Annotated in this window: 19 protein-coding genes and 1 pseudogene; 16 read left to right on the top strand and 4 right to left on the bottom strand. The window is 65.2% G+C overall.

The features are described 5' to 3' along the window. Positions 1-103: 103 nt before the first annotated feature. From OIK44_RS20625 to OIK44_RS20610, 4 genes are all read left to right on the top strand, one after another. On the top strand, positions 104-451 hold the full coding sequence (locus OIK44_RS20625) for an integration host factor subunit alpha (RefSeq protein WP_017875098.1): 348 nt from the start codon (positions 104-106) through the stop codon (positions 449-451). Positions 452-461: 10 nt separating this feature from the next. Further along, positions 462-842, top strand: a complete 381-nt coding sequence (locus OIK44_RS20620) for a MerR family transcriptional regulator (RefSeq protein WP_273673515.1) — start codon at positions 462-464, stop codon at positions 840-842. Between the two features lie 210 nt (positions 843-1,052). Beyond that, positions 1,053-1,685, top strand: coding sequence for a response regulator (locus OIK44_RS20615; RefSeq protein ID WP_026132487.1), 633 nt, complete (start codon positions 1,053-1,055; stop codon positions 1,683-1,685). 144 nt (positions 1,686-1,829) lie between these two features. Then, positions 1,830-3,278, top strand: a complete 1,449-nt coding sequence (locus tag OIK44_RS20610) for a sensor histidine kinase (RefSeq protein WP_273673513.1) — start codon at positions 1,830-1,832, stop codon at positions 3,276-3,278. Here OIK44_RS20610 and OIK44_RS20605 read toward each other — a convergent pair. From OIK44_RS20605 to OIK44_RS25720, 3 genes and pseudogenes are all read right to left on the bottom strand, one after another. After that, positions 3,275-4,090, bottom strand: coding sequence for a Crp/Fnr family transcriptional regulator (locus tag OIK44_RS20605; protein WP_273673512.1), 816 nt, complete (start codon positions 4,088-4,090; stop codon positions 3,275-3,277). The two genes, OIK44_RS20610 and OIK44_RS20605, sit on opposite strands and share 4 nt — an antisense overlap. A gap of 307 nt (positions 4,091-4,397) precedes the next feature. After that, on the bottom strand, positions 4,398-4,736 hold the full coding sequence (locus OIK44_RS20600) for a GNAT family N-acetyltransferase (protein ID WP_273673511.1): 339 nt from the start codon (positions 4,734-4,736) through the stop codon (positions 4,398-4,400). Positions 4,737-4,816: 80 nt separating this feature from the next. Beyond that, positions 4,817-5,012 (bottom strand): annotated as a pseudogene (locus OIK44_RS25720) (IS481 family transposase); the annotation flags it as partial. 248 nt (positions 5,013-5,260) lie between these two features. On the opposite strand from OIK44_RS25720, the gene OIK44_RS20595 reads away from it, so the two are divergent. Both OIK44_RS20595 and tnpB read left to right on the top strand, forming a co-directional pair. Continuing rightward, positions 5,261-6,502: an eCIS core domain-containing protein gene (locus OIK44_RS20595; protein WP_273673509.1), complete on the top strand. Its 1,242-nt coding sequence runs from the start codon at positions 5,261-5,263 to the stop codon at positions 6,500-6,502. A 4-nt stretch (positions 6,503-6,506) separates the two neighbouring features. Further along, entirely contained in the window at positions 6,507-6,800 is a 294-nt protein-coding gene (gene tnpB / locus OIK44_RS20590) for an IS66 family insertion sequence element accessory protein TnpB (protein ID WP_273673508.1), read from the top strand. 155 nt (positions 6,801-6,955) lie between these two features. Here the strand turns inward: tnpB and OIK44_RS20585 are convergent, their stop codons facing one another. Next, the gene (locus OIK44_RS20585; protein WP_273673507.1) at positions 6,956-9,031 is read right to left on the bottom strand and encodes a methyl-accepting chemotaxis protein; all 2,076 of its coding nucleotides are present in this window, start codon (positions 9,029-9,031) and stop codon (positions 6,956-6,958) included. Between the two features lie 191 nt (positions 9,032-9,222). On the opposite strand from OIK44_RS20585, the gene OIK44_RS20580 reads away from it, so the two are divergent. The 10 genes from OIK44_RS20580 to OIK44_RS20535 all read left to right on the top strand — a co-directional run bounded on the left by OIK44_RS20580 (position 9,223) and on the right by OIK44_RS20535 (position 21,984). Beyond that, a complete protein-coding gene (locus tag OIK44_RS20580; protein WP_273673505.1) occupies positions 9,223-9,891 on the top strand; it encodes a response regulator transcription factor in 669 nt (222 codons plus the stop codon). Next, the gene (locus tag OIK44_RS20575; protein ID WP_273673504.1) at positions 9,884-11,257 is read left to right on the top strand and encodes a sensor histidine kinase; all 1,374 of its coding nucleotides are present in this window, start codon (positions 9,884-9,886) and stop codon (positions 11,255-11,257) included. Before OIK44_RS20580 ends, OIK44_RS20575 begins: the two co-directional genes overlap by 8 nt. A gap of 43 nt (positions 11,258-11,300) precedes the next feature. Further along, the gene (locus OIK44_RS20570; protein WP_273673579.1) at positions 11,301-11,939 is read left to right on the top strand and encodes an ABC transporter ATP-binding protein; all 639 of its coding nucleotides are present in this window, start codon (positions 11,301-11,303) and stop codon (positions 11,937-11,939) included. Between the two features lie 196 nt (positions 11,940-12,135). Continuing rightward, a complete protein-coding gene (locus OIK44_RS20565; protein ID WP_273673503.1) occupies positions 12,136-12,561 on the top strand; it encodes a type IV pilin protein in 426 nt (141 codons plus the stop codon). Further along, positions 12,549-13,193 carry a pilus assembly FimT family protein gene (locus OIK44_RS20560; RefSeq protein WP_273673502.1) on the top strand — a complete coding sequence of 215 codons (645 nt, stop codon included), beginning with the start codon at positions 12,549-12,551 and terminating at the stop codon, positions 13,191-13,193. The genes OIK44_RS20565 and OIK44_RS20560 overlap by 13 nt, the downstream gene beginning before the upstream one ends. Continuing rightward, positions 13,190-13,606, top strand: a complete 417-nt coding sequence (locus tag OIK44_RS20555; protein WP_273673500.1) for a PilV family protein — start codon at positions 13,190-13,192, stop codon at positions 13,604-13,606. Before OIK44_RS20560 ends, OIK44_RS20555 begins: the two co-directional genes overlap by 4 nt. Beyond that, on the top strand, positions 13,603-14,796 hold the full coding sequence (locus OIK44_RS20550) for a PilW family protein (RefSeq protein ID WP_273673499.1): 1,194 nt from the start codon (positions 13,603-13,605) through the stop codon (positions 14,794-14,796). The genes OIK44_RS20555 and OIK44_RS20550 overlap by 4 nt, the downstream gene beginning before the upstream one ends. Beyond that, on the top strand, positions 14,793-15,386 hold the full coding sequence (locus OIK44_RS20545; RefSeq protein ID WP_273673497.1) for a pilus assembly PilX family protein: 594 nt from the start codon (positions 14,793-14,795) through the stop codon (positions 15,384-15,386). The genes OIK44_RS20550 and OIK44_RS20545 overlap by 4 nt, the downstream gene beginning before the upstream one ends. 60 nt (positions 15,387-15,446) lie before the next feature. Continuing rightward, complete coding sequence (locus tag OIK44_RS20540; RefSeq protein ID WP_273673495.1) at positions 15,447-20,126, top strand: pilus assembly protein; 4,680 nt, start codon at positions 15,447-15,449, stop codon at positions 20,124-20,126. 205 nt (positions 20,127-20,331) lie between these two features. Then, positions 20,332-21,984: a peptide chain release factor 3 gene (locus tag OIK44_RS20535; protein WP_273673494.1), complete on the top strand. Its 1,653-nt coding sequence runs from the start codon at positions 20,332-20,334 to the stop codon at positions 21,982-21,984. Positions 21,985-22,033: the final 49 nt, after the last annotated feature.

Raw genomic sequence — 22,033 nt, 5'->3', positions numbered from 1 at the left:
GCCGGCCCCGCGTGCATAAAGAAGGCAGGGCTGCAAAATTAATAACAACGACGTTGATTCCGCCGTACTCCAGTCGGCATTGGCCGCCGATTTGCATCGGGCCATGCTGGTGGCGAAGGTGCGCCAGGAAGCGGAAAAAGATTTGCCGACCTTGACCAAGGCGGAACTGGCCGAGCTGTTGTTCGAGCAAGTCGGCTTGAACAAGCGCGAAGCGAAGGATATGGTTGAAACCTTCTTCGACGAAATCCGCAACGCGCTGGAGCGCGGCGAGGCCGTCAAGCTGTCCGGCTTCGGGAATTTCCAGTTGCGCGACAAGCCGCAGCGGCCCGGCCGCAACCCGAAAACGGGCGAGGAAATCCCGATCACGGCGCGCCGTGTCGTGACCTTCCACGCCAGCCAGAAGTTGAAGGGCATGGTCGAGGAAACCAATCCGCTGGCGCGCGCCGCCTGAGTGAGCCGCAATGAACGAGCGCATCACTAAGTCCGAGCTTGTCGTGCTGCCGCCGATCCCGGCCAAGCGTTATTTCACGATAGGCGAGGTCAGCGAGCTGTGCGGCGTGAAACCGCATGTGCTGCGTTACTGGGAGCAGGAATTCACCCAGTTGAAGCCGGTCAAGCGGCGCGGCAACCGGCGCTATTACCAGCACCACGAGGTGCTGCTGATACGCCGCATCCGGGAATTGTTGTACGAGCAGGGTTTCACCATCAGCGGCGCGCGCAACAAGCTTGACAGCAGGAACGCCGACGGCGCCGAATTCCACGAGCAGGCCGCCGTGCCGCCCCCGCTGGACCGCGACATGATACGTAACGAACTTCGTGCAATTCTCAACTTGCTAAAGTGAGTTACGCTCCAATATAGGGGGAGGCGTTAGATCGCCTCTTTTTTTTGCCGGAGCGAGTTGCCGCGCCGGACCGGGCGCGCCAGGGCGGCCGCGGGTATACACTATTAGTAACAATACTGCTTAATTGTTAATTAAAATGCAAACGCTGAACCGGGGCGGCGTTCATGGCCCGGTCTTCTTTCCCATGCCAGGAAAATTTAAGGGGAAACAATGATACGCGTTGCCATTTGTGATGACCACCAAATTGTAAGAGCCGGATTCAAACAGATTTTTTCGTCGTCGGACGATTTTAGCGTCGTCGCGGAAGCGGGGACGGGGCGCGAGGCGCTCGACATCGCCCGGCGCGAAATATGCGATGTGCTGTTGCTCGACATCGCCATGCCGGACCAAAGCGGCATCGACACGCTGCGCACGATACGCCAGGGCCAGCCGGATTTGCCGGTGCTGATCTTGAGCGGCTATCCGGCCCAGCAGTACGCCCTGAACCTGTTCAAGATGGGCGCGAACGGCTACCTGAACAAGGAATGCGAGGCCGACGAATTGATGACGGCGGTACGCACCGTGCACCAGGGGCGCCGCTACGTCAGCTCGACGGTGGGCGAATTGCTGGCGCAGTCGTTCGACCGCGACCCCAACACGGCCCTGCACACGGAGCTGTCGGACCGCGAGTTCCAGGTGTTTTTGCGCCTGGCGCGGGGCGCGACCGTGTCCGACATCGGCGTGGCCCTGTCGCTGAGCATCAAGACGGTCAGCACCTACCGCACCCGCATCATGGAAAAGATGGGCTTGCAATCGAATAGCGACCTGACCTACTACGCCATGAAAAATAATCTGCTCGACTGAGGTCGCAGATAGGCATCGGGGCCAGAGCTGGCCCCGATTTTGCTCGCACGCTTGAATCCTTGCAAGGCAGCAATTTACGACGCGGTCTATAATTGGCGGGCCCGGCGCTGCCGGCGCTGAACTTTGCTAAGGATGCCCATCAGGATGTATTTCACCGTCGATCAGGCCCCCGAACCCCGCCTGCCCCTTTATAAGACCGTCCTGTGCATCACGTGCGCGCTGCTGCTGGTCGTTAATGGGTTCAGCCTGTTCCATAATCTGCAGGCATTGAAGGGCTCGAACTTTCAGCTGGGCCAGAGCGCCCGCGTCGCCGATCGCCTGCAGTATTTGAATGTGCTGGTGCTGGACGCGGAAAGCAGCTTGCGCGGTTACTTCATTTCCGATTCCGAAACCTTCCTCGGGCCGTCCAAGACCGCCACCGCCGAGGTCGAAAGCGAGTTCGCCGACCTGGAAGTGTTGCTGGCCGACAGTCCGTCCCAGTTGAAGAATCTGGCCCAGTTGCACGCGCTGGTGCGTCGCAAGTTGTCGATCCTGAATGAGTCTATCGACGTCTACAAGCAGGGCGGCCTGGAGGACATCGTCAAGATCGCCAAGGTCAGCGACGGCCGCGCCGCAATGGACGAAATCCGCCTGCTGGTGGTGATTATGGTGCAGGAGCAAAATGAAATTCTCGCCGCCCGCAGCGCCAGTTTTTACCATGAGTATCAAAAAGCCGTGATGCTGGGCATAGGCATCAATCTGCTGGCCATCCTCGTGCTGGTGATGTTTTACCAGCTGGTGCGGCGCAGTTTCAAGACCCGCGCCGCGGTCGAGTTTGCGCTGCAGAACGCCAACGACAATCTGGAGTCGACGGTCGTCAAGCGCACCGAGCAGCTATCCGTGCTGTCGCGCCATCTGATCAGTGTCAGCGAGGAAGAGAAAGCACGCCTGGCGCGCGAATTGCACGACGAGCTGGGCGCGAACCTGACGGCGATCAGCATGGATCTGGGCGCCGTCACGCAGCAATTGCTGAAGACGGCGCCTGAGCTGGCCGCGCAATTGCGCCGCGCCAAGGGGACGCTGCTGGAAACGGTGGAATTGAAGCGCCGCATCGTCGAAGACCTGCGCCCCAGCCTGCTGGACAACCTGGGCCTGTGCGCGGCCATCGAGAGTTATTGCGAGGAGTTTACGCGCATGACGAAGGTGAAGTGCGACACGGAAATCGAAGTCGATATCGACCACAGCGAGGCAACCTTGAGCATTGCCCTGTTCCGTATCGTCCAGGAGTCGCTGACCAACATCACCAAATATGCGCGAGCGGGCAATGTCAGCGTGACGCTGAAGCAGGTCGAACCGAACCTGACGCTGCGCATCATCGACGATGGCGTCGGCATCACCGACGAGGCGTTGGTGAAGCCGATGTCGCACGGCTTGCTGGGCATGCGCGAGCGCGCCTTGCTGCTGGGCGGCACCTTGACGATACGCCGCGGCAGAAGCGAGCGCGGCACCTGCATCGAGGCGATGATACCCTTGTCGGCGGCGGGAGCGAAGGCAACGCAGCCGGGCCAGTCCGATCTGAAGGAAATCGGACTGATTGCCGGCGGACCCGTTTAGCAGCGCGCCACGTCCACCAGCAGGCGGTCGTATTCCGTCTTGGCGACCTTGTAGCATTCGCCGGCATACTGTTCCAGGCCGTGGCGGTCGAGCACCGTGATGTTGCCGCGGCGGTAGTGGATCAAGCCTTCGTCCTGCAGCTTGCCGGCGGCGGCCGTGATGCTTTCGCGCCGCACGCCGAGCATGATGGAAATGAGTTCCTGTGTCACTTTCAGCTCGTTCGACGGCGAGCGGTCGAGGCGGTCCAACAGCCAGCGGCACAGCTTCTGCTCGATCGAGCTGTGGCGTCCGCCGACGGCGTTCTGCGCCATCTGGGCGAACAGCGCGTTGTTGTAGCGCATCAGCAATTGGGGCAGGGCGCCGCCCTGGTTGAAGGCGTCGCGCAGGCATTGGGTTTTCAGGCGGTAGCCGTAGCCGGCGCTTTGCACGACGGCGGCGCACATCGCCCGCTCGCCGGCCAGCAGCGAGGCGCCGGCGACGCCCTCGTGGCCGACCACGGCGATTTCCGTCGTGGCGCCGTCTTCCATCACGTACAGCAGCGAGACGATGGCCGTGGTCGGGAAGTAGGCGTATTCCAGGGTGTGGCCGTAGTCGAAGAGTTCTTTGCCGAACGGCAGCTCCACCAACTCCAGATGTTCAAACAGCGATTCCAGCGCCTCGCGCGGCAGGGCGGCCAGCAACTCATTTTGCTGGGTGCCGCTGTAGCTGATGACGGGACGGGGTGCAACGGTGAATTTGCCAGGGCCGGTTGGAATCGCGCGGTTCAGCGAACGGGCTTTGGGGGCAACAGCGCTAAGTTGAGTATTGTTCATTTTCTTCCTCACAGGCTTAATGCGATACATCAGAATGCGATCTGCTGCCGGCTCCGTAGAGGATGGCGCGGGCGGCCTGCCAGCCGGCCCTGCGCGATGAGCAGATCTCGATGTCGCTACTTTAAGACCTTATGTAGGTAACGAACATAAGATTAGCAGTCGCTTCTGTGTAGGCTCTTTGCATGACATTTTGTCAGCCTAGTCCTACTTATGGTCATGTATATTTAAAAACATGCCGGCCTGCATTTATTTGCGACGAACCAGCAATAACGGCAACTGCGCGCTCAAGGGCAATTGCGGACGTTTGCTAAGCTTCACCGGCGCCTATCGTCACCTTGGAGTTAGGTGAAGGAACAGTCCAGTCGAGAGTGGAATATAAGGCGCGGCCGTCTGCGGTCGCCACGAGGACTCGCTGCGCCGCGTTGGATTGTTGCCTCGAAGCCAGCGCTGCCATCATGGCTCCGCCCAAACCGCGACGCCGGTGCGCAGCCTCGGTGACGATGCGGTCAAAGATAAAGACCCCGCCGTATTCCACGGCATAGCCGCTGGCGGCGAGGGAGCCGTCCTCGGCGGAAATGCGTCCAACTGTGGCCGGGTAGCCGATTGATACCTCGCGGCGATATCCGGAGGGGAGCGGCGGTGCCACGTCGCACGCTCCATCGTGGGTCATCAAATAAGCGGCTGGCTGGAGTTGCTACCTTGGCGGCACGAGGGCAAGCAATTAGTCAGGTACTGGTTGACAGTGCTGCGCGTCAGCACGCCTTTGGGAGTGCGCACCAGCCCTTGCGCTGTCTCGACGCCATATTCTTCCAGCTCTTCCCTCTTCCAGCAGCTCGATGACGTGCTTTGTGGACAGGTGGTGGCCCTGCTTGTTGGTGGTGCGAAGCTTGAGGGCGGTGACTAACTCGCAGTAGCGCTCCAGACTTTTGTGAGGCAGACAGTCAAGCCGCTGCCGCAATTGCAGCAGCGATTCGACCGATATCTGCTTACGGCACCCGGCCGCCATCACTGTCATTGGGAGCGAAGTCGCCGCAATCGATGACATTTAACCGGAAGGCATTATTCAAAAAGGCTTTCGGCTGGTGTCTCCAGGATACGATTAAATGTTGTACTTCATCGACGACTTCAATTAGTATCAAAATATTAATTCCGCCTTGAGGATGAAACGAGATGAAAGCTCCACTGCAAACATCGGTGCAAGAAGAGCAGACCCGCCAATCTGAGGTTGCCCAGAGAGCGCAGGCCACGCAAACATTGCGAGATGTGGGTTTTGTAGACAATCGCCCGACAGCAGTAGCGCAACGCAAACTCCAAGAAATGATCAGCAACAGTCCGCGCGTGCTGCAACAAAAAGTGCAAATGGACGCCATCCAAAATAGCCCTCGAATGGTGGCGCAGCGTCAACAAAGGGAGGCGTTATTTGGTGGCGCGATGCAGCGGCAGGAAGATGAGGCATCGCCCGACAAGCGGCAGCCTGCGCAAGCAATGGAAGAGCCGCTACAGGCTAAATTTGCCTCTGAAGCGCCGGTGCAATTAGCCCAGGCACCAGCCACAAAATTCAACAATACAAGTCTGCCCGACCAACTCAAATCAGGCATCGAATCGATGTCTGGCATGTCGATGGATCACGTCAAAGTTCACTACAACTCATCGCAGCCGGCGCAGTTGAATGCGCATGCGTATGCGCAGGGTAGTGATATTCATTTGGCGCCTGGACAGGAGAAACATTTGCCGCATGAGGCTTGGCATGTGGTGCAACAGGCGCAAGGACGGGTCAGGCCGACGACGCAGATGGGGGTTGGGGTCCTGATGAATGACGATGAAGGACTGGAAACTGAGGCAGATGTGATGGGAGGGAAGGCGATGCAGTTGAATTCGATGCAGATCAAGGAATCGACATCCTCAGCAGGAATGTCCACCACCAAGCAACTAGTCGAAAAAAGGCAGCGATCGAGCCATGTAATCCAAGCAGGAGGTCAGTTGGGTAAGGGTTACCGCTTAGCTAAGGAAGGCGTATCTCGCCTCAAGCCAGTTCCCTCGGGAGGTATGTGGTTAGCTGAGACTGACGCGGCTGGCGGGTTTCATCAGCAGGTGCGAATAGGAGCGACTTACCATGAAGCGACAGCAGTTAGTTTTGGTCATGATGGCAGGACTCCGGTGGCAAAAATTGGCATTCCGTCGAGGCCTTTGGCTGAAAAAGATGGGGGCGGTGACGGAATAGTGTATCGCGATAAGTCAAAGCCAAAAAAACAGATTATGCACTGCCCTATGACGAATGAACAACGTGAAGCTGCGGAAGTGCTCTTGTTGGGGGAAATAGGCAAGAAAGCACCCTACGCGCTGCTTACGAATAATTGTGTACATTGGTCCATGCGTGTATTCGATAAATTAAAAGCCGAAGTCAAAAAATAACCGCATGGGAATTGACGTTTTGTCCTTGCGCGTTCAGCAGGCGCTCGGCAAGTCTTCTTATGATGGCTCCGCCTATGCCTTTCATGCGGGGCGTGCCAACCGACTCAAATTATTGATATGGGACGGCACCGGGGTCTTGTTGTACCAGCGCCGCCTGCATCAACCCATGCTGACGGTTTGGCGTAGTACCCAGCCAGCGGCGAGCGTCAGGCAGGTCATCGGCCACTGGTTGGGCGTGCTCGCCGACATCGAGGCTGATACCAAGGCAGTGTTGAACACCCTGGTCAGTTGCAGATAATGCTGGTTTGCGGCGATGGAATGCAGGTCGGCGCGGCTAAATGCAGGTTCATTTGCTGCGAATGTTGGTTCGAGGGGGCCTTCAGTTGCAGTTATTCCTGGCCGAGATTCCATTGGAATGTTGGTCCGGTCCGTTTCAATTGCAGGTCGTTACACTTAGGCTTTGCGCGCCAGCGCTGCAGGTTCTGCATCGCGCGCCGACAACACGCGCGGCTTGTTGGCGCTCCATGAGCCGGCCGGGCGCACCTGTGGCAGCGGCGCGGCGCCGGCGCCGTTGTCGCGGGCCGGCGGCGGCAGCGCCGCGTCGTCGAGGTGGAAGCGGCTGACGGCGCGCGACAGCGTGTCCGTTTCGTCGCGCAGCCGGCCCGATCCGACACTGGCTTCCGCCACCAGCGCGGCATTTTGGCGCGTCATGTCGTCGATGCGCGCCAGCGCCCGTTCGATGTGTTCGATCTCCGCGCTCTGCCCGGCGCCGGCGGCGCTGATGTCGCCGATCACGGCGGCCACTTGGCGCACGGCGTCGACGACTTCGCCGATGGTGGCGCCGGCCGCGTTCACCAGCTCGCTGCCGGCGTCGACCTGTTGCACCGAGGCGCCGATCAGGGCCTTGATTTCCTTGGCGGCGCCGGCGCTGCGCTGCGCCAGGTTGCGCACTTCGGCGGCGACGACGGCGAAGCCGCGCCCCTGCTCGCCGGCCCTGGCCGCTTCGACGGCCGCGTTCAAGGCCAGGATGTTGGTCTGGAAGGCGATGCCGTCGATGACGCCGATGATGTCGACGACCTGGCGCGAGCTGGCCTTGATCGAGGCCATCGTGGCGACGACGGCGGCGACGCTCTGGCCGCCGCGCCTGGCCACGCCGGAGGCTGAGTCGACCAGCGCGCGGCCGTTGCTGACGTGGGCCTCGTTGCGCTTGACGGTGGCGGTCAGCTCGCGCATCGAGCCGACCGTCGCGCCCAGCGCCTCGGACTGGGTGGCCGTGTGGCCGGACAGGGCGGCGTTGCCGCCGGCAATTTCCCGCGTCGCGGCGGCGATCACGGCGGCGCCGCCGCGGATGTCGGCCACCAGCGTCACCAGCGCCCGCGTCATCGCGCCGAAGTCGTTGACGAGGGCGCCGATTTCATCGCGGCCGTCGGAGTCGATGTGGCTGGCCAGGTCGCCGGCGGCGGCGTCTTGCACGGCCAGTTTGAGGCGGCCGATGTCGCGCGAAAACGAGGCGTAGAAGCCGGCGAACAGGTAGGCGGCCACCAGCACGGCCAGCAGCACGGCGGCCAGCATCAGCGTGCGGCGCGCCGCGTCGCGCGCGATGCGTTCGGCCAGCAAATGGTCCAGTGTCCTGGCCGAGGCGGCGGCCAGCCCGTACAGGCCGTCGACGGCGCGCGTGCCGGCGGCGTAGTATTCCTTGCCCGAGGTTTGGTTGTAGGAGTTGCTGACTTCGTCCTTGGTGCGGTCGAGGAAGGCCAGCGCGGCCGGCAGGGCCGGCAGCTGCGCCTGCAGCGCCGTCTTGATGGCCGGGGTGTCGGCGAAGATGGCCTGGAACTGCGCCGGCGCCCGTTCCAGTTCGTGGCGGGCGATCAGCGCGCTGGCATTGACCAGCTGGTCTTCATTGGCGGCGAACAGGCCGGTGTCGATGAAGGCGGCGCCGCGGCCGGCGATTTCCGACAGGTTTTCCGCCAGCTTGGGCAGCGTCGCCAGGAAGGCGGCGCCGAGGTGGTTCGCCGCGACGTCGGGGTCCAGGCTGAGGCGGGAGCGGTCGGCCACCAGCGCGCCCAGTTCGCCCATGCGGGCGATCAGCGCCGTGTGCTGGCTGAAGCTGTCCTTGGCGGACAGGCCGCCGGCGCGCGCGCCCAGCGCCTTCCACTGGGCCGCCGTCTCGCCCCACTGCGGCAGCGCCGCCAGGTCGCCGGCGTCGCGCTGCAGCAGGTCGAGGCGGGCGACGGCGGCGTTGATTTGCAGGCTCAGGGCGGCGCCGTCACCGCCTTGCTTGCCGTTCAGGCGCAGGTGCTCAAGGCCGCGCCGTTGCTGGGTCAGGCGTGTGATTTCATGCAGTTCCGTCAGATAGGCGACGCCGCGCCGCTCGGCCTGGGCGAAGGCGATGGATTTTTCCAGTTCCGCCATCAGCAGGGCCGTCACCAGCAGCAGCGGCAACAAGAACACCAGGCTGACCAGGATGAATTTCGGCAGCAGGCGCAGGCGCTGCATCAGTCCGATTGCGGGCTTGAGGATGGTTTTCATGGGATTTCCGTTGTTGGCGACGCATTAAATATTTCTATTTTGCAATAATGCGCGTGAATTGTGACGGCTTGATGAATCGGCGCGGCGCCCGCCGGCGCGGCGCTGTTGTTTTGCGTGCTCCGGCGCCTTTCCTAGCCTGCAGGAAATGCCGCATAATGGCAGCGGCCCCATCTTGGAGAAAGGGTTCGCCCATGCACGTATTACTGGTGGAAGACGATGCGGTGCTGGCCGACGGCCTGACGCGCGTGCTCAGCGGCCACGGCATGGCGGTCGACGTCGTCAACAACGGCAGCCAGGCCGACGCCATGCTGCAACGCATGGAGGTGGCGGTGCTGGTGCTCGACATCGGCCTGCCCGGCATCGACGGCTTCGAGGTGGTGCGGCGCCTGCGCGCGCGCGGCAGCAACCTGCCGGTGCTGTTGCTGACGGCACGCGACGCCATCGAGGACCGGGTGCGCGGGCTGGAGCTGGGCGCCGACGACTACCTCGTGAAGCCCTTCGCCACGGCCGAGCTGGTGGCGCGCCTGAAGGCGCTGGTGCGCCGCAACGCGCCGCAGCCGGCCGTGCTGGCGCTGGGCGCGCTGACGCTGGACACCTTCAGCAGGCGCGCCCGCGTCGGCGAGCGCGCCATCGACCTGTCGGTGCGCGAATGGGCGGTGCTGGAATACCTGCTGCAGCACGGCACGCGGGTGGTGTCGAAGCAGCAGATCATCGACGCCATCCTGCCGTGGGGCGAGGAGCTGACGCTGAATGCCGTCGAAGTGTATATTTCGCGGCTGCGCCTGAAACTGGGCGACGCCGGCGTGAATATCCGCACGATACGCGGCTTCGGCTATATGCTGGAAGCGCTGCATGGCTAGCATCCGGCTGCGCCTGCTGAAGTACCTGATCGCGCCCATCCTGCTGCTGAACCTGGCCGGCGGCGCGCTGACCTATGCGCTGGCCTGGATACCGGCGCAAAGCGCCTTCGACCAGGGCCTGCAGGACGCCGCCGGGGCGCTGGCCGCGCGCCTGGGCGGCGGCGCGGACGGCGTGCGCCTCGACCTGCCGCGCCAGGCCGAGCAGGTGCTGCGCGCCGACGCCGTCGACGCCATCTACTACGTGGTGCGCGGCCCGTCCGGCCAGCCGCTCGCCGGCGACGCCGACTTCCCGGCGCTGCGGCTGCCGGGCGGGGCGGGCGCGGCGCCGGCCTACGACGGCATGGTGCGCGGCGAGCCGGTGCGCATCCTCGCGCTGGCCGCCGACGTGGACGGCCAGCGTATCGGCATCGGCGTCGCCAAGACCCTGCGCAAGCGCCTGCAAATCCGCGCCGCCACGGTGCGCGCGCTGCTGCTGCTGGAGGCGCTGTTCACGCTGGCCTCGGTCGGCCTGATCTGGTTTTCCGTCACCAACGGCCTGGTGCCGCTGCAGCGCATGCGCGCCGAATTGAACGGCCGCGGCGGTGACGAACTGGCCCCGCTCGACGTCGAGAAGCTGCCCGCCGAGCTGGCGCCCGTGCTGCACGCCTTCAATGGCTTGCTGGAGCGGGTGCGCGACGGCGCCACGGCCCAGCACGACTTCCTGGCCAACGTCGCGCACCAGTTGCGCACGCCGCTGGCGGGCTTGCGCACCCAGCTCGAATGGCTGGAAAAACGCCCGGGCGCCGAGCCGGACGCGGCCCAGTCGATCCGCCTGATGCGCTCCTCGACCGAGCGCATGATACGCCAGACCAATCAGTTGCTGGCGCTGGCGCGGGCCGAGCCCAGCCACTTTGAAAAGACCCGGCTGGAGCCGCTCGCGCTGAACCGCCTGGTCGAGGAAGCCATCCAGCATTTTGTCGAGGAGGCGGCGAAGAAGGTTATCGACCTCGGCTTCGACCTCCAGGAAACGACGGTGAGCGGCGACCGCTTCCTGCTGCGCGACCTGATCGACAACCTGATCGACAACGCGATCCGCTACACGCCGGCGGGCGGCGTCGTCACCGTCAGTTGCCGGCCGGACGGCGCAGGCGGCTTGCTGCTGGTCGAAGACTCCGGCCCCGGCATTGCGCCGGCCCTGCGCGAGCTGGTGTTCCAGCGCTTCGTCCGTCTCGACGACAAGACCGTCGGCAGCGGCCTCGGGCTGGCGATCGTGCGCGACATCGCGCTGGCGCACGGCGCAACCATCACAAGCGGCGCGGCGGCGAACGGGCAGGGCACGCTGTTTACGCTGCGCTTCGCCGCCTCGCCGCCGGCCCATCGGCTGTAAAATCGCCGATTCCCCAGCAAACCCACATTCAAAGAGGACGATCATCGACCATTCCAGCGCGCCATCCGCCATCCTGCAGGCCCGGGGGCTGTGCTTCAGCTACCCGCAGCGCCCGCTGTTCGCCGACCTGTCGTTCGACCTTGCTCCGGGCGTCACGCTGGTGCGCGGCGGCGACGGCTGCGGCAAGACCGCGCTGCTGCGCCTGCTGGCCGGCGAGCTGGCCGCCGACGCCGGGCAATTGCAGATAGGCGGCGTCCGGTTCGACGCCGAGCCGCCGGCTTACCGCCAGCAAGTGTTCTGGCTCGATCCCCGCACGGACGCCTTCGACCAGATGACGGCGGCCGGCTACTTCGACTCGCTGCGCGCACGCTATCCGCGCTTCGACGCGCAGGCGCTCGGCCGCCTGGTCGACGGCCTGGCGCTGGCGCCGCACCTGGACAAGGGGCTGTACATGCTGTCGACGGGAAGCAAGCGCAAAGTCTGGCTGGCGGCCGCATGGGCGTCGGGCGCGGCCGTCGTGCTGCTGGACGAACCATTCGCCGCGCTCGACAAGGCGTCCGCCGGATTCGTGGCGGGGCTGCTGGCGCAGGAGGCGGGGCAAACGGCGCGCGCCTGGGTGCTGGCCGACTATGTGGCGCCCGCGCAAGTGCCGCTGGCGGCGAGCATCGATCTGGGCGATTGACGCCGTAGCGTTGCCGGCAAGGGGGAGGCAAGGCCGGGAAGGCGCCGGTGCAAGGCTTGCGCGCCGAAATGTTGTGTTTGTCAGGAAATTGTCAGCGTTTCCTCAGGGTAATGCAAGGCTGGCTCGCTACTATGCTGGAAAGGCCCTGCGTCGGCGTGGCCGGCGTCCCACCCACACCCCACCGGGAGCAACAGCAATGAAATACGGCGAACGCGGCTTCACGCTCATGGAAGTGCTGATCACCCTGGCCATCGTCGGCATCATGACGGCGGTGGCGCTGCCGATGTACACCGATTACGTGCTGCGCGGCCGCCTGACGGAAGCCTTCAGCGCGCTGGCCGCGGCCCAGCCCAGCGCCGAGCAGTACTGGTCGAACGGCCGCACCTTCGTCGGCTTCGGCGTGGTGAACGGGCTGCCGCCGAACACCGACAACTTCGGCTACGCGCTCAGCGCGGCCAGCGCGTCCGCCTACACGATCACGGCGACCGGCACCAATTCCGCGCGCGGCTTCGTCTTCACCATCGACCAGAACGGCGCCCGCGCCACCACGGCGGCGCCGACCGGCTGGGTCACCAACGCCGCTTGCTGGGTCGACCACAAGGAAGGCACATGCTCGCATTGACACAGCGCGGGGCGGGGCGGGGCGCGGGCGGCTTCACGCTGCTTGAGCTGATGGTCGTGCTGGTGATTTTCGGCGTGCTGCTGGCCGTCGGCGTGCCGCGCATGACCAGTTGGACGCTGGCGACCAAGGCCGGCGCCGCCACCGAGCTGTACGCCGAGGGCTTCAAGCTGGCGCGCCAGCAGGCGCTCAGCCACAACGCCGCCAGCCGCATCGTGCTGACGCCGAATCTGCTCAACGGCCAGTACGACTGGCAGGTCGACATCTGCTTCCCGCAGCCGGGCCTGCCGTGCTCGAACTCGACCGGCGTCTGGTCGACCATCAGCGCGCCGGCCGGCGCCGACCCGGAGGGCGCCGCCGGCTATGTGTCGGTGTTCCGCAGCGCCGCCGCGCTGCCGCAATCGGAGGTGCTGCTGCCGGCCCTGCTGCCGGAGGGGGCGTCGAGCATCTATTTCACGGCCCTGGGCTGGGTCGACACCACGTTCCCCCAGCGCCTGACGCAGATCCGTTTCGACCCCACCCCCGCCTACGCGGCCAATCTGCGGGCTTCGGCCGTGACCGTCAACCTGGCCGGCACGGCCGCCAAATGCGACCCGCTCGTCGCCGTCACCGATTCGAGGGCCTGTCCACCATGAAAATCCGTCAACAAAGCGGCATCGCGCTGCTGGAAGCCCTGCTGGCCACGCTGATCCTGGCCATCGGCCTGCTCGGCACCATCGGCTTGCAGGCGCGCGCGCAGTCGGCCATCGCGGAGGCGGGCATGCGCGCGGAGGCGACGATCGCCACCGAAAAGCTGCTGGGCATCATGGTCAACGACCAGGCCAATCTGGCCAACTACGCGCTCGGCGTCAACGAATCCCCGCGCACGCAACTGGCGCTGTGGTACGCCGAGACGCAGGCGGCCATCCCCGGCGCCGCCATTCTCATCAGCGTCGTGCCGAGCGCCGACCTGAGCCGCACCGCCGTCGTCGTGTCGATCAGCTGGGTGCGCAAGGCGGGCGGGCCTAGCAACAACCACGTCGTCACTTCCTACATCGCCCAATCATGACACGCGCCCCCATCCCGCACCGCCGCGGCGGCGGTTTCTCGGTCGTCGAACTGATGGTCAGCGTCGTCATCGGCCTGCTGGCGCTGATGTTCGCCACGCGCCTGGTGGTCAGCTCCGAGCAGAACAAGCAGGCCGCGCTGGGCGGCTCCGACTCGATGCAGAACGGCATGCTCGCGCTGTTTTCGATCAGCAGCGACGCCGGCCAGGCCGGCTGGGGCTTGAACGACCCGCTGGTGGCCGGCTGCGACACCGTCTTCAACGACGTCCAGGGCTATGCGCTGGCGCCGGCCGCCCGCGGCGCGGCGGTCGTGCGGCCGCTGGCGGCGGCCGTGATCGAGTCGAACGGCGCCGCGCCGGACCGGCTGACCCTGTATTCGGGCAGCTCGATGAGCGGCACCGGCGTGCTGCGCGTGACCAGGGATTACGCCGGCGAGGCCGACATCGTCGTCGAGCGCGTACCCTACGGCTTCGCGCTCGGCGACGTGATCCTGGCGGCGCCGCTGACGGCGGGCGCCGCCCGGTGCGCCCTGGCCCAGGTGGCGCTCGATCCGCGCCTGCAGGCCGGCCCGCCGGCCGCGCAGGCGCTCAACATCGCCACCGGCACGGCCTTCCGCTTCAACGCGGCCGGCGGCCTGGGCGTGAACTACACCAACGGCCAGGCCGCGCTGTTCAACCTGGGGCCGGCGGCCACGCTGTCCTTCCACACCTGGTCGATCCGCAGCGGCTTCCTGCAGCTGCGCGCGGCCGACCTGGCCGGTGCCGCCTCCACCGCCTCGACGGTGGTCGACAACGTCGTCTCGCTGAAGGCGCAATACGGCTTCGACACCCGCGTCGGCGCCGCGTTCACGCCGACCTCCGGCCTGCAGGTGGGGCGCTGGTCGGCGACGATGATCGACGCCGACGCCGACGGCGTCGTCGGCGGCGCCGGCGACTACCAGCATGTGGCGGCGCTGCGCCTGGCGGTGGTGGCGCGCAGCAAGAATCCGGACAAAGCCAACGCCAGCGGCGTGTGCACCAGCAGCACCGTCGCGCCCACCGTGTTCGCCAGCGCCGAGCCGGCCGGCGTGACGCCCGCGCCCATCCTGCTCAATGTCGCCGTCAGCGGCGACGCCGTGGACTGGCGGTGCTACCGCTACCGCGTCTTTGAAACCATCGTGCCGATCCGCAACGCCGGCTGGAGGCCAATATGAATCCCGTCCACCCGCGCCAGCGCGGCATCGCCTTGCCGGTGATGCTGATCATGTTGGCGGTGCTGCTGGTGAGCAGCATCTACCTGCTCAAGGCCAGCATGTCGACGACGCTGATGAGCGCCAACCTGGCCTATGACGCCAGCCTGAGCAAGGCCGCCGACCTCGGCCTGCTGACCGGCTTCCAGTGGCTCAAGGACACGGCCGCGGCGAACAAGGGGCAACTCGACAACAGCTTTGCCGATGCCGCCTACGTGGCCACGCTCGACACCACGCAGAGCGTCGCCAATCCGGGTTTCTGGGTCGGCTCGAAGGTCATCGACGACCGCGCCAACAGCGGCAACCGCATCGAATACGTGATCCACCGCATGTGCGCGCTCAGCGGCGCCTACGACAAGGCCGCCAACACCTGCATGCAGACGGCGCCGAACACGGCCATCGTCAACAACACGGTGGCGCTGGGCGACAGCCTGGCCAGCGACAGCACCAGCCTGGCCGGCGCGCCGCAGGTGCACTACATCGTGACGGCGCGCATCTTCGGCGTGCGCGGCGGCAACGTGGTGAACCAGCTCGTCGTCATGATAGGCGCCTGAGGCGTCCCCCAGCATTTGCAACAATTTTCAGCGGCACCGCCGACAGTGACAGGAACCGACATGAACATCCAATTGCCCGCCTTGCCGGCCGCCGCCTTGCTGGCCCTGTCCCTGCTGGCGCTGCCCGGCGGCGCCGCCACCACCAATATCGCCCAGGTGCCGCTGCTCAACATCGACGGCACCGGCTCGGTCAAGCCGAACCTGATGCTCTTGTTCGACAACTCCGGCTCGATGGACCAGGCCTACACGCCCGACTACGTCAACGACAACCTGTGCCGCAGCCGCGCCGACCTGGCCAGCGGCGTCACCGGCTGCAACGTCGGCCACCCGCCGTTCATGAGCCCCGACTTCAACAAGCAATACTACAACCCGGCCATCCGCTACGCGCCGCCGATCAAGGCCGACGGCAGTTACTACGACGAGATGAACGCCGCCAACACCAGCAACTGGACCGTCGTCACCGGCGACGGCTTCGGCGCCCACAAGACCGATATGTACGGCAGCGGCATCAGCAACACCAACCTCGTCACCGGCTTCCCCGACCTGAAATGGTGCGACCCGTCCGACAGCTCGAACTGCCGCCTGAACACGGCCACCTACACCTATCCGAACAACAGCTTTTACAGCTCGGCGACGAAAAGCGGCAACCCCTATTACTACACGATCAGCGTGGCCGAGTACTGTACCGACGACACGATGAAGACCTGCAAGTCGACCTCGGTGGGGGCGGCGGCGCCGGCCGGCTACCCGGTGCCGGCCAAGGTGCGCTGGTGTAACAGCACGGCGCTGACGACTTGCCAGGCCAAGCGCGTCGGCACCTATATCTACCCGCGCTATTCGACCGTGCTGGGCACCACCGCCTCCTACGGCACCATCGCCATCGGCGCCTCGGCGACGACGACCTCGCTGAGCATCACCAGCGTGACGATCCCCGATCCGAGCACGGCGCGCACCATCACCAACGGCACCGTGACGGCATCCACCGGCACCAACACCCTGGCCAAGCAACAGGCGCTGGCCAGCGCGCTGGCCGCCTCCATCATCGCCAAGACGGGGCTGACCACCCAGTACTGGGCCTGCGTCAACACGCCCGTGTCGCAGCCCAGCGTGGCGGCCTGCTCGTCCTACGGCATCGTGCTGGGCGGCGACAACATCGTCGCCGTGCTGCCCGTCGTCTGCAGCGGCAGCAAGTCGGCGGCCAACTGCACCGTCGTCGACGACGCCAGCCGCGCCGGCTGGGGCATCACCGTCAACTCGCCGACCGTCACGATCAGCGCCGCCGTCAACTACGTGCCGCCCACGGCCGTGCTGAGCGTCAGCGGCACCAGCTCCAGCACCAGCCCGACGCCGGTGCTGGCCAGCGTCAACTACAAGGGCGCAGCCCTGGCCACCAGCATTTCGCTGGGCAAGAGCGCCAGCGCGGCCACCGTCGCCGGCCTGATCGTCAGCAAGATCGGCGTGGCCGGCACGGTGCGCGCCTACGCCGGCGGCAACGCCATCACGCCGGCCTGCGCAGCCCTGAGCTCGCCCACCACCAAGGTCTGCATCGTCGAATCGAACGGCAGCGCCAACGGCGGCGCCATCACCGTCGGCACGCTCAACAACACCGCCAACGGCAACCTGGCCTTCGCCACCACGGCCGCCGCCGGCTACGTGGCGGCGGCGAACGCCGTCACCGACGCCATTCCCATCGCCACGACGGCGCTGGCGGCGCCCAGCACCTTCTCGCGCGTCGACATCGTCAGCACGCGCGACAACTACCCGATCGCGGTGGACCGCAGCGACTGCGTGACGGCGGCCGGCAGCTGCAGCTATGCCGAGGAAATGACGAATTTCGCCAACTGGTACGCCTACTACAAGACCCGTCTGCAAATGATGAAAACCTCGGTCGGCATCGCCTTCGCGCCGCTGACGGCGAACTACCGGGTCGGCTACGCCAAGCTGTCGGTGATGGGCGCGGCCGGCGCCGTCGACATCAAGCCGGGCGAATTCAACGCCACCGCCCGCGCCACCTGGTACACCACCCTGTACAACACCACCACCAGCGGCTCGACGCCGACGCGGCCGGCGATGCACAACATCGGCAAGATGTTCGCCAACCTGTCGCCGTACAACTACGACCCCGGCGCCGAAGTCGTGCAATTCCCCTGCCAGCAAAACTTCATGATACTGACCACGGACGGCTACTGGAACGGCGGCTCGGCGGCCGAAGTGCTCAACAACGACAACGTGGAAAACGCGGCGCGCTTCTGCACCAAGGCCGGCGGCTGCGTCGACACCCGCACCCAGAGCCAGCCGTCGATCTCCGACGTCGCCCTGTACTGGTACAACGGCGGCTCGAACACGGGCACCGTGTCGCTGCGCCCGGCGCTGGAGCCGGACATGACGAAACCCGGCCTGGTCAGCGCCGGCGCCGGCGAAAACACCCACCTGCACATGACCACCTACACGCTGGGGCTGGGCGTGGACGGCATCATGTCCTACGACCCGGACTACGACAACGCCAAGATCAAGGTCGGCGGCGACTTCTACAAACTGATCAGCGGCGTCAGCAGCGGCTGCGCCTGGAACAGCAACAACGCCTACGTCTGGCCGAACCCCGACACCACCAACACGGCCAGCACCGTCCAGGAGCGCGTCGACGACCTGTGGCACGCCGCCATCAACGGCCACGGCAAATACTTCAGCGCCTCCGACCCGAAAGAAGTCGTGGCCGGCCTCAGCGAAGCGATCACCAAGCTGCAGGTCAAGGTGGGCGCGGCCGCCGCGGCGGCCACCTCGACGCCCAACATCTCCCAGGAAGACAAGGACATCTTCTCGGCCACATTCACGACGGTGCGCTGGTTCGGCGAACTGAGCGACCGCTACATCGACACGGTGACGGGCGTGGTGGTGCCGGAGGTCAAATGGAGCACCTCGGCGCAACTCGGCAAACAAGTCGGCAGCGCCACCGACACGCGCACGATACTCTGGCTGGACCCGGTCACCAACACCCTGAAAAACTTCCTGTTCAGCGAAATGCTGGTGGCCGGCCACGCCCTCGAACAATCCTGGTTCGCCAACCAGTGCGGCGCGCTGGCCCAATGCACCCTGCTGTCGGCGGACAACAAGAGCATCGCCAACAGCGGCGCCAACATGGTCAACTGGCTGCGCGGCCAGCAGCAATACGCCAACGACACCATCTATCGCTCCTACTACACGCCGGCGGCCGACCCGTCCAGCAGCGTCACGCCGGTGCCGGTGGTGCTGGGCGACGTCGCCAGCGCCAAGCCGGCCTACCTGTACGACGCCCGCAAAGCCTACCTGCTGGACGGATACGCCGCCTTCAAGGCCGCCTCGCTGGCGCGCACGCGCACCCTGTTCGCCGCCGCCAACGACGGCATGCTGCACGCCTTCTACGCGCCCAACGCCGCCCTCGCCACGGTGCCGGCGGGGCAGGAGGGCGGCAAGGAAATCTGGGCCTACGCGCCGCGCATCACCATGAAAAAGCTGGCGCTGCAAGCGAGCACCGGCTACGGCACCAACCACCAGTTCAGCGTCGACGGCTCGCCCGAACTGGCCGACGTACAGATAGGCGGCGTCTGGAAGACCGTACTCGTGGCCGGCCTGAACGGCGGCGGGCGCGGCTACTACGCCATCGACGTCACCAACCCGACCAGCCCGCAGGCGCTGTGGGAACTGTGCGCCGACAGCGTCGTCTGCGCCAAAAACGACCCGGACCTGGGCCTGAGCTTCGGCAACCCCCAATTCGGCAAATGGAACAACAAATGGGTGGTCTACCTGACCTCGGGCTACAACAACGTGCCCGGCGTCGACGGCGTGGCCAGCGGCAGCGGCCTGGGCTACCTCTACATCGTCGACGTCGCCACCGGCACCGTGCTGAAAAAAATCTCGACCGGCTCGGGCAGCCTGGCGACGCCGTCGGGCCTGGCGAAAATCACCGCCATCACGGCCAACCCGGCCAGCGACCCCGTCACCACCTACATCTACGGCGGCGACAACCAGGGGCAAATGTGGCGCTTCGACCTCAGCGACGCCAGCGGCGCCAGCGTGCCGGTGCTCAAAATGGGCGACGCCGGCACGGCCAAGCCCATCACCACGCGGCCCGACGTCACCACCTGCAAGGTCGACACCCGCTCGGCGGAAGGCACCGTCACCTCGACGGCGCAGCGCGTCGTCGTCTTCGGCACCGGGCGCCTGCTCGACATCCCCGACGTCACCGACATCTCGACACAAAGCCTGTACCTGCTCAAAGACAGCGGCGCCACCATCGCCGACCTGCGCGGCAGCAGCATGGTCGAACAAACGCTGAGCCGCATCGGCACGGGCGGCAGCTACACCGTCACCGACAACGACGTCGACCTGTCGCTGAAAAACGGCTGGTACCTGGATTGGAAAGTCAACGCCGGCGAACGCATGAACCTCGACCCGAAAATCGTCTCGGGCGCCATCAACGTCGTCACCAACATCCCCAGCGCCGAATCGACCTGCACCGTAGGCGGCACCAGCAACGTCTACCAATACGACGCCTGCAGCGGCAGCTACGTCAGCACCGACCAAGTAGTGGGCGGCACCCTATCGAACAACTCGGCGGCGGTTGGCTTCATCATCATCCGGCTGCCGTCGGGCGCCTACAAAATGGTGACCACCCTGGCCGACGGCAAAATGATCACCAACTCCCTGGCGGCGCCGAACGCCATCGGCGCCCACAAAGTCGGCTGGCGCCGCGTCAAAGAATAGTTGCCAACCCCTGGGGTCAGGTCTAGACATGACGGTTTTCGCCAGCGTAACAATGGGGTCAGGTCTAGACATGGCGGTTTTTCCGGCCCAAAACCGCCATGTCTAGACCTGACCCCATTGTTGCTTTGTGTTTCTGTTCACACGAAGGGCGCAAGAGTCTGTAAAATCGAGGGTTTTTCGCATGGGCCATATTATGGTCACGAATATGGCTAACGATACCGAAGTTTCTACTCCCGATAATTCCCCTTCCGCCGCGAAGGCGCCCGCCGCGATCGCCCGTGAGGTGCAGCGCCGCCGCACTTTCGGCATCATTTCCCACCCGGATGCGGGTAAGACGACGCTGACCGAGAAGCTGTTGCTGTTCTCGGGCGCGATTCAGCTGGCCGGCACCGTCAAGGCGCGCAAGAGCGGCCGCCACGCCACCTCCGACTGGATGGAGATCGAGAAGCAGCGCGGCATTTCCGTGGCCAGTTCGGTGATGCAGTTCGAGCACCGCGAGCATGTCATCAATCTGCTCGACACGCCGGGCCACCAGGACTTCTCGGAGGATACCTACCGCGTGCTGACCGCCGTCGATTCGGCCTTGATGGTGATCGACGCCGCCAAGGGCGTCGAGGCGCAGACGATCAAGCTGCTGGCGGTGTGCCGCATGCGCAATACGCCCATCGTCACGTTCATGAACAAGATGGACCGCGAGACGCGCGATCCGCTCGACCTGCTCGACGAGCTGGAGTCGGTGCTGAAGATCCAGTGCGCGCCGGTGACCTGGCCCATCGGCATGGGCAAGAATTTCCGCGGCGTGTACCACCTGCTGCGCGACGAGATCATGTTGTTCAAGGCCGGCGACGAGAAGGCCGACCAGACTTTCGAGGTCATCAAGGGCATCGACAATCCGCGCCTGGTCGAGATGTTCCCGCTTGAGATCGAGCAGTTGAAGATGGAGGTCGAGCTGGTGCACGGCGCCTCGCATCCCTTCGATCTGCAGCAGTTCCTGGCCGGCGTGCAGACGCCGGTGTTCTTCGGCTCGGCCATCAACAACTTCGGCGTGCGCGAGATCCTGTCGGCGCTGGTCGATTGGGCCCCGGCGCCGCGCGAGCGCGACGCCACCGTGCGCGTGGTGGCGCCGGCCGAGCAGCCGTTCTCCGGCTTCGTCTTCAAGATCCAGGCGAATATGGACCCGGCCCACCGCGACCGCATCGCCTTCCTGCGCGTGTGCTCGGGCCGCTTCGAGCGCGGCATGAAGGTCAAGCATCTGCGCCTGGGCCGCGAGATCAAGGTGTCGAACGTGGTCACCTTCATGGCGTCCTCGCGCGAGCAGGTCGAGGAGGCTTACGCCGGCGATATCATCGGCCTGCCGAACCACGGCAATATGCAGATCGGCGACAGCTTTTCCGAGGGCGAGATGCTGCAGTTCACCGGCATCCCGTACTTCGCGCCGGACTTCTTCCGCTCGGTGCGCATCCGCAATCCGCTGAAGATCAAGCAGCTGCACAAGGGCTTGCAGCAGCTCGGCGAGGAGGGCGCGGTGCAGGTCTTCAAGCCGGTGCAGGGCGGCGAGCTGGTGCTGGGCGCCGTCGGCGTGCTGCAGTTCGAGGTGGTCGCCAGCCGCCTGATGAACGAGTACGGCGTCGACGCCGTGTTCGAGGGCACCAGCATCAGCAGCGCGCGCTGGGTCAGTTGCGACGACAAGCGCATCCTGCAGGATTTCGAGGCGGCGCTGGGACACAACGTCGCCTACGACGCGGCCGGCAACATGGCCTACCTGGCCACGTCGGGCGTCAACCTGCGCCTGACCGAGGAGCGCTGGCCGAAGCTGACCTTCCACGCCACGCGCGAGCACGCCGTCAAGCTGGCCTAAGCCGGCGCGGGCGCCCGCCCGCCATGAAAAAAGCCGCCCCGGCCAGCAA

The sequence above is a fragment of the Janthinobacterium fluminis genome (assembly GCF_028595325.1).
Classification (GTDB): Bacteria; Pseudomonadota; Gammaproteobacteria; order Burkholderiales; family Burkholderiaceae_D; genus Janthinobacterium; species Janthinobacterium fluminis.
Note: the sequence above shows the minus strand (reverse complement) of the source record. Positions and strands in the feature narration are given on the sequence as shown.

Coding starts and splice junctions, on each gene's coding strand:
- OIK44_RS20535 (WP_273673494.1), top strand. CDS start 20,332: ATGGCTAACGATACCGAAGTTTCTACTCCCGATAATTCCCCTTCCGCC.
- OIK44_RS20565 (WP_273673503.1), top strand. CDS start 12,136: ATGAAATACGGCGAACGCGGCTTCACGCTCATGGAAGTGCTGATCACC.
- OIK44_RS20585 (WP_273673507.1), bottom strand. CDS start 9,031: ATGAAAACCATCCTCAAGCCCGCAATCGGACTGATGCAGCGCCTGCGC.
- OIK44_RS20580 (WP_273673505.1), top strand. CDS start 9,223: ATGCACGTATTACTGGTGGAAGACGATGCGGTGCTGGCCGACGGCCTG.
- OIK44_RS20555 (WP_273673500.1), top strand. CDS start 13,190: ATGAAAATCCGTCAACAAAGCGGCATCGCGCTGCTGGAAGCCCTGCTG.
- OIK44_RS20545 (WP_273673497.1), top strand. CDS start 14,793: ATGAATCCCGTCCACCCGCGCCAGCGCGGCATCGCCTTGCCGGTGATG.
- tnpB (WP_273673508.1), top strand. CDS start 6,507: ATGGGAATTGACGTTTTGTCCTTGCGCGTTCAGCAGGCGCTCGGCAAG.
- OIK44_RS20605 (WP_273673512.1), bottom strand. CDS start 4,090: ATGAACAATACTCAACTTAGCGCTGTTGCCCCCAAAGCCCGTTCGCTG.
- OIK44_RS20575 (WP_273673504.1), top strand. CDS start 9,884: ATGGCTAGCATCCGGCTGCGCCTGCTGAAGTACCTGATCGCGCCCATC.
- OIK44_RS20620 (WP_273673515.1), top strand. CDS start 462: ATGAACGAGCGCATCACTAAGTCCGAGCTTGTCGTGCTGCCGCCGATC.
- OIK44_RS20560 (WP_273673502.1), top strand. CDS start 12,549: ATGCTCGCATTGACACAGCGCGGGGCGGGGCGGGGCGCGGGCGGCTTC.
- OIK44_RS20550 (WP_273673499.1), top strand. CDS start 13,603: ATGACACGCGCCCCCATCCCGCACCGCCGCGGCGGCGGTTTCTCGGTC.
- OIK44_RS20595 (WP_273673509.1), top strand. CDS start 5,261: ATGAAAGCTCCACTGCAAACATCGGTGCAAGAAGAGCAGACCCGCCAA.
- OIK44_RS20615 (WP_026132487.1), top strand. CDS start 1,053: ATGATACGCGTTGCCATTTGTGATGACCACCAAATTGTAAGAGCCGGA.
- OIK44_RS20610 (WP_273673513.1), top strand. CDS start 1,830: ATGTATTTCACCGTCGATCAGGCCCCCGAACCCCGCCTGCCCCTTTAT.
- OIK44_RS20540 (WP_273673495.1), top strand. CDS start 15,447: ATGAACATCCAATTGCCCGCCTTGCCGGCCGCCGCCTTGCTGGCCCTG.
- OIK44_RS20625 (WP_017875098.1), top strand. CDS start 104: ATGCTGGTGGCGAAGGTGCGCCAGGAAGCGGAAAAAGATTTGCCGACC.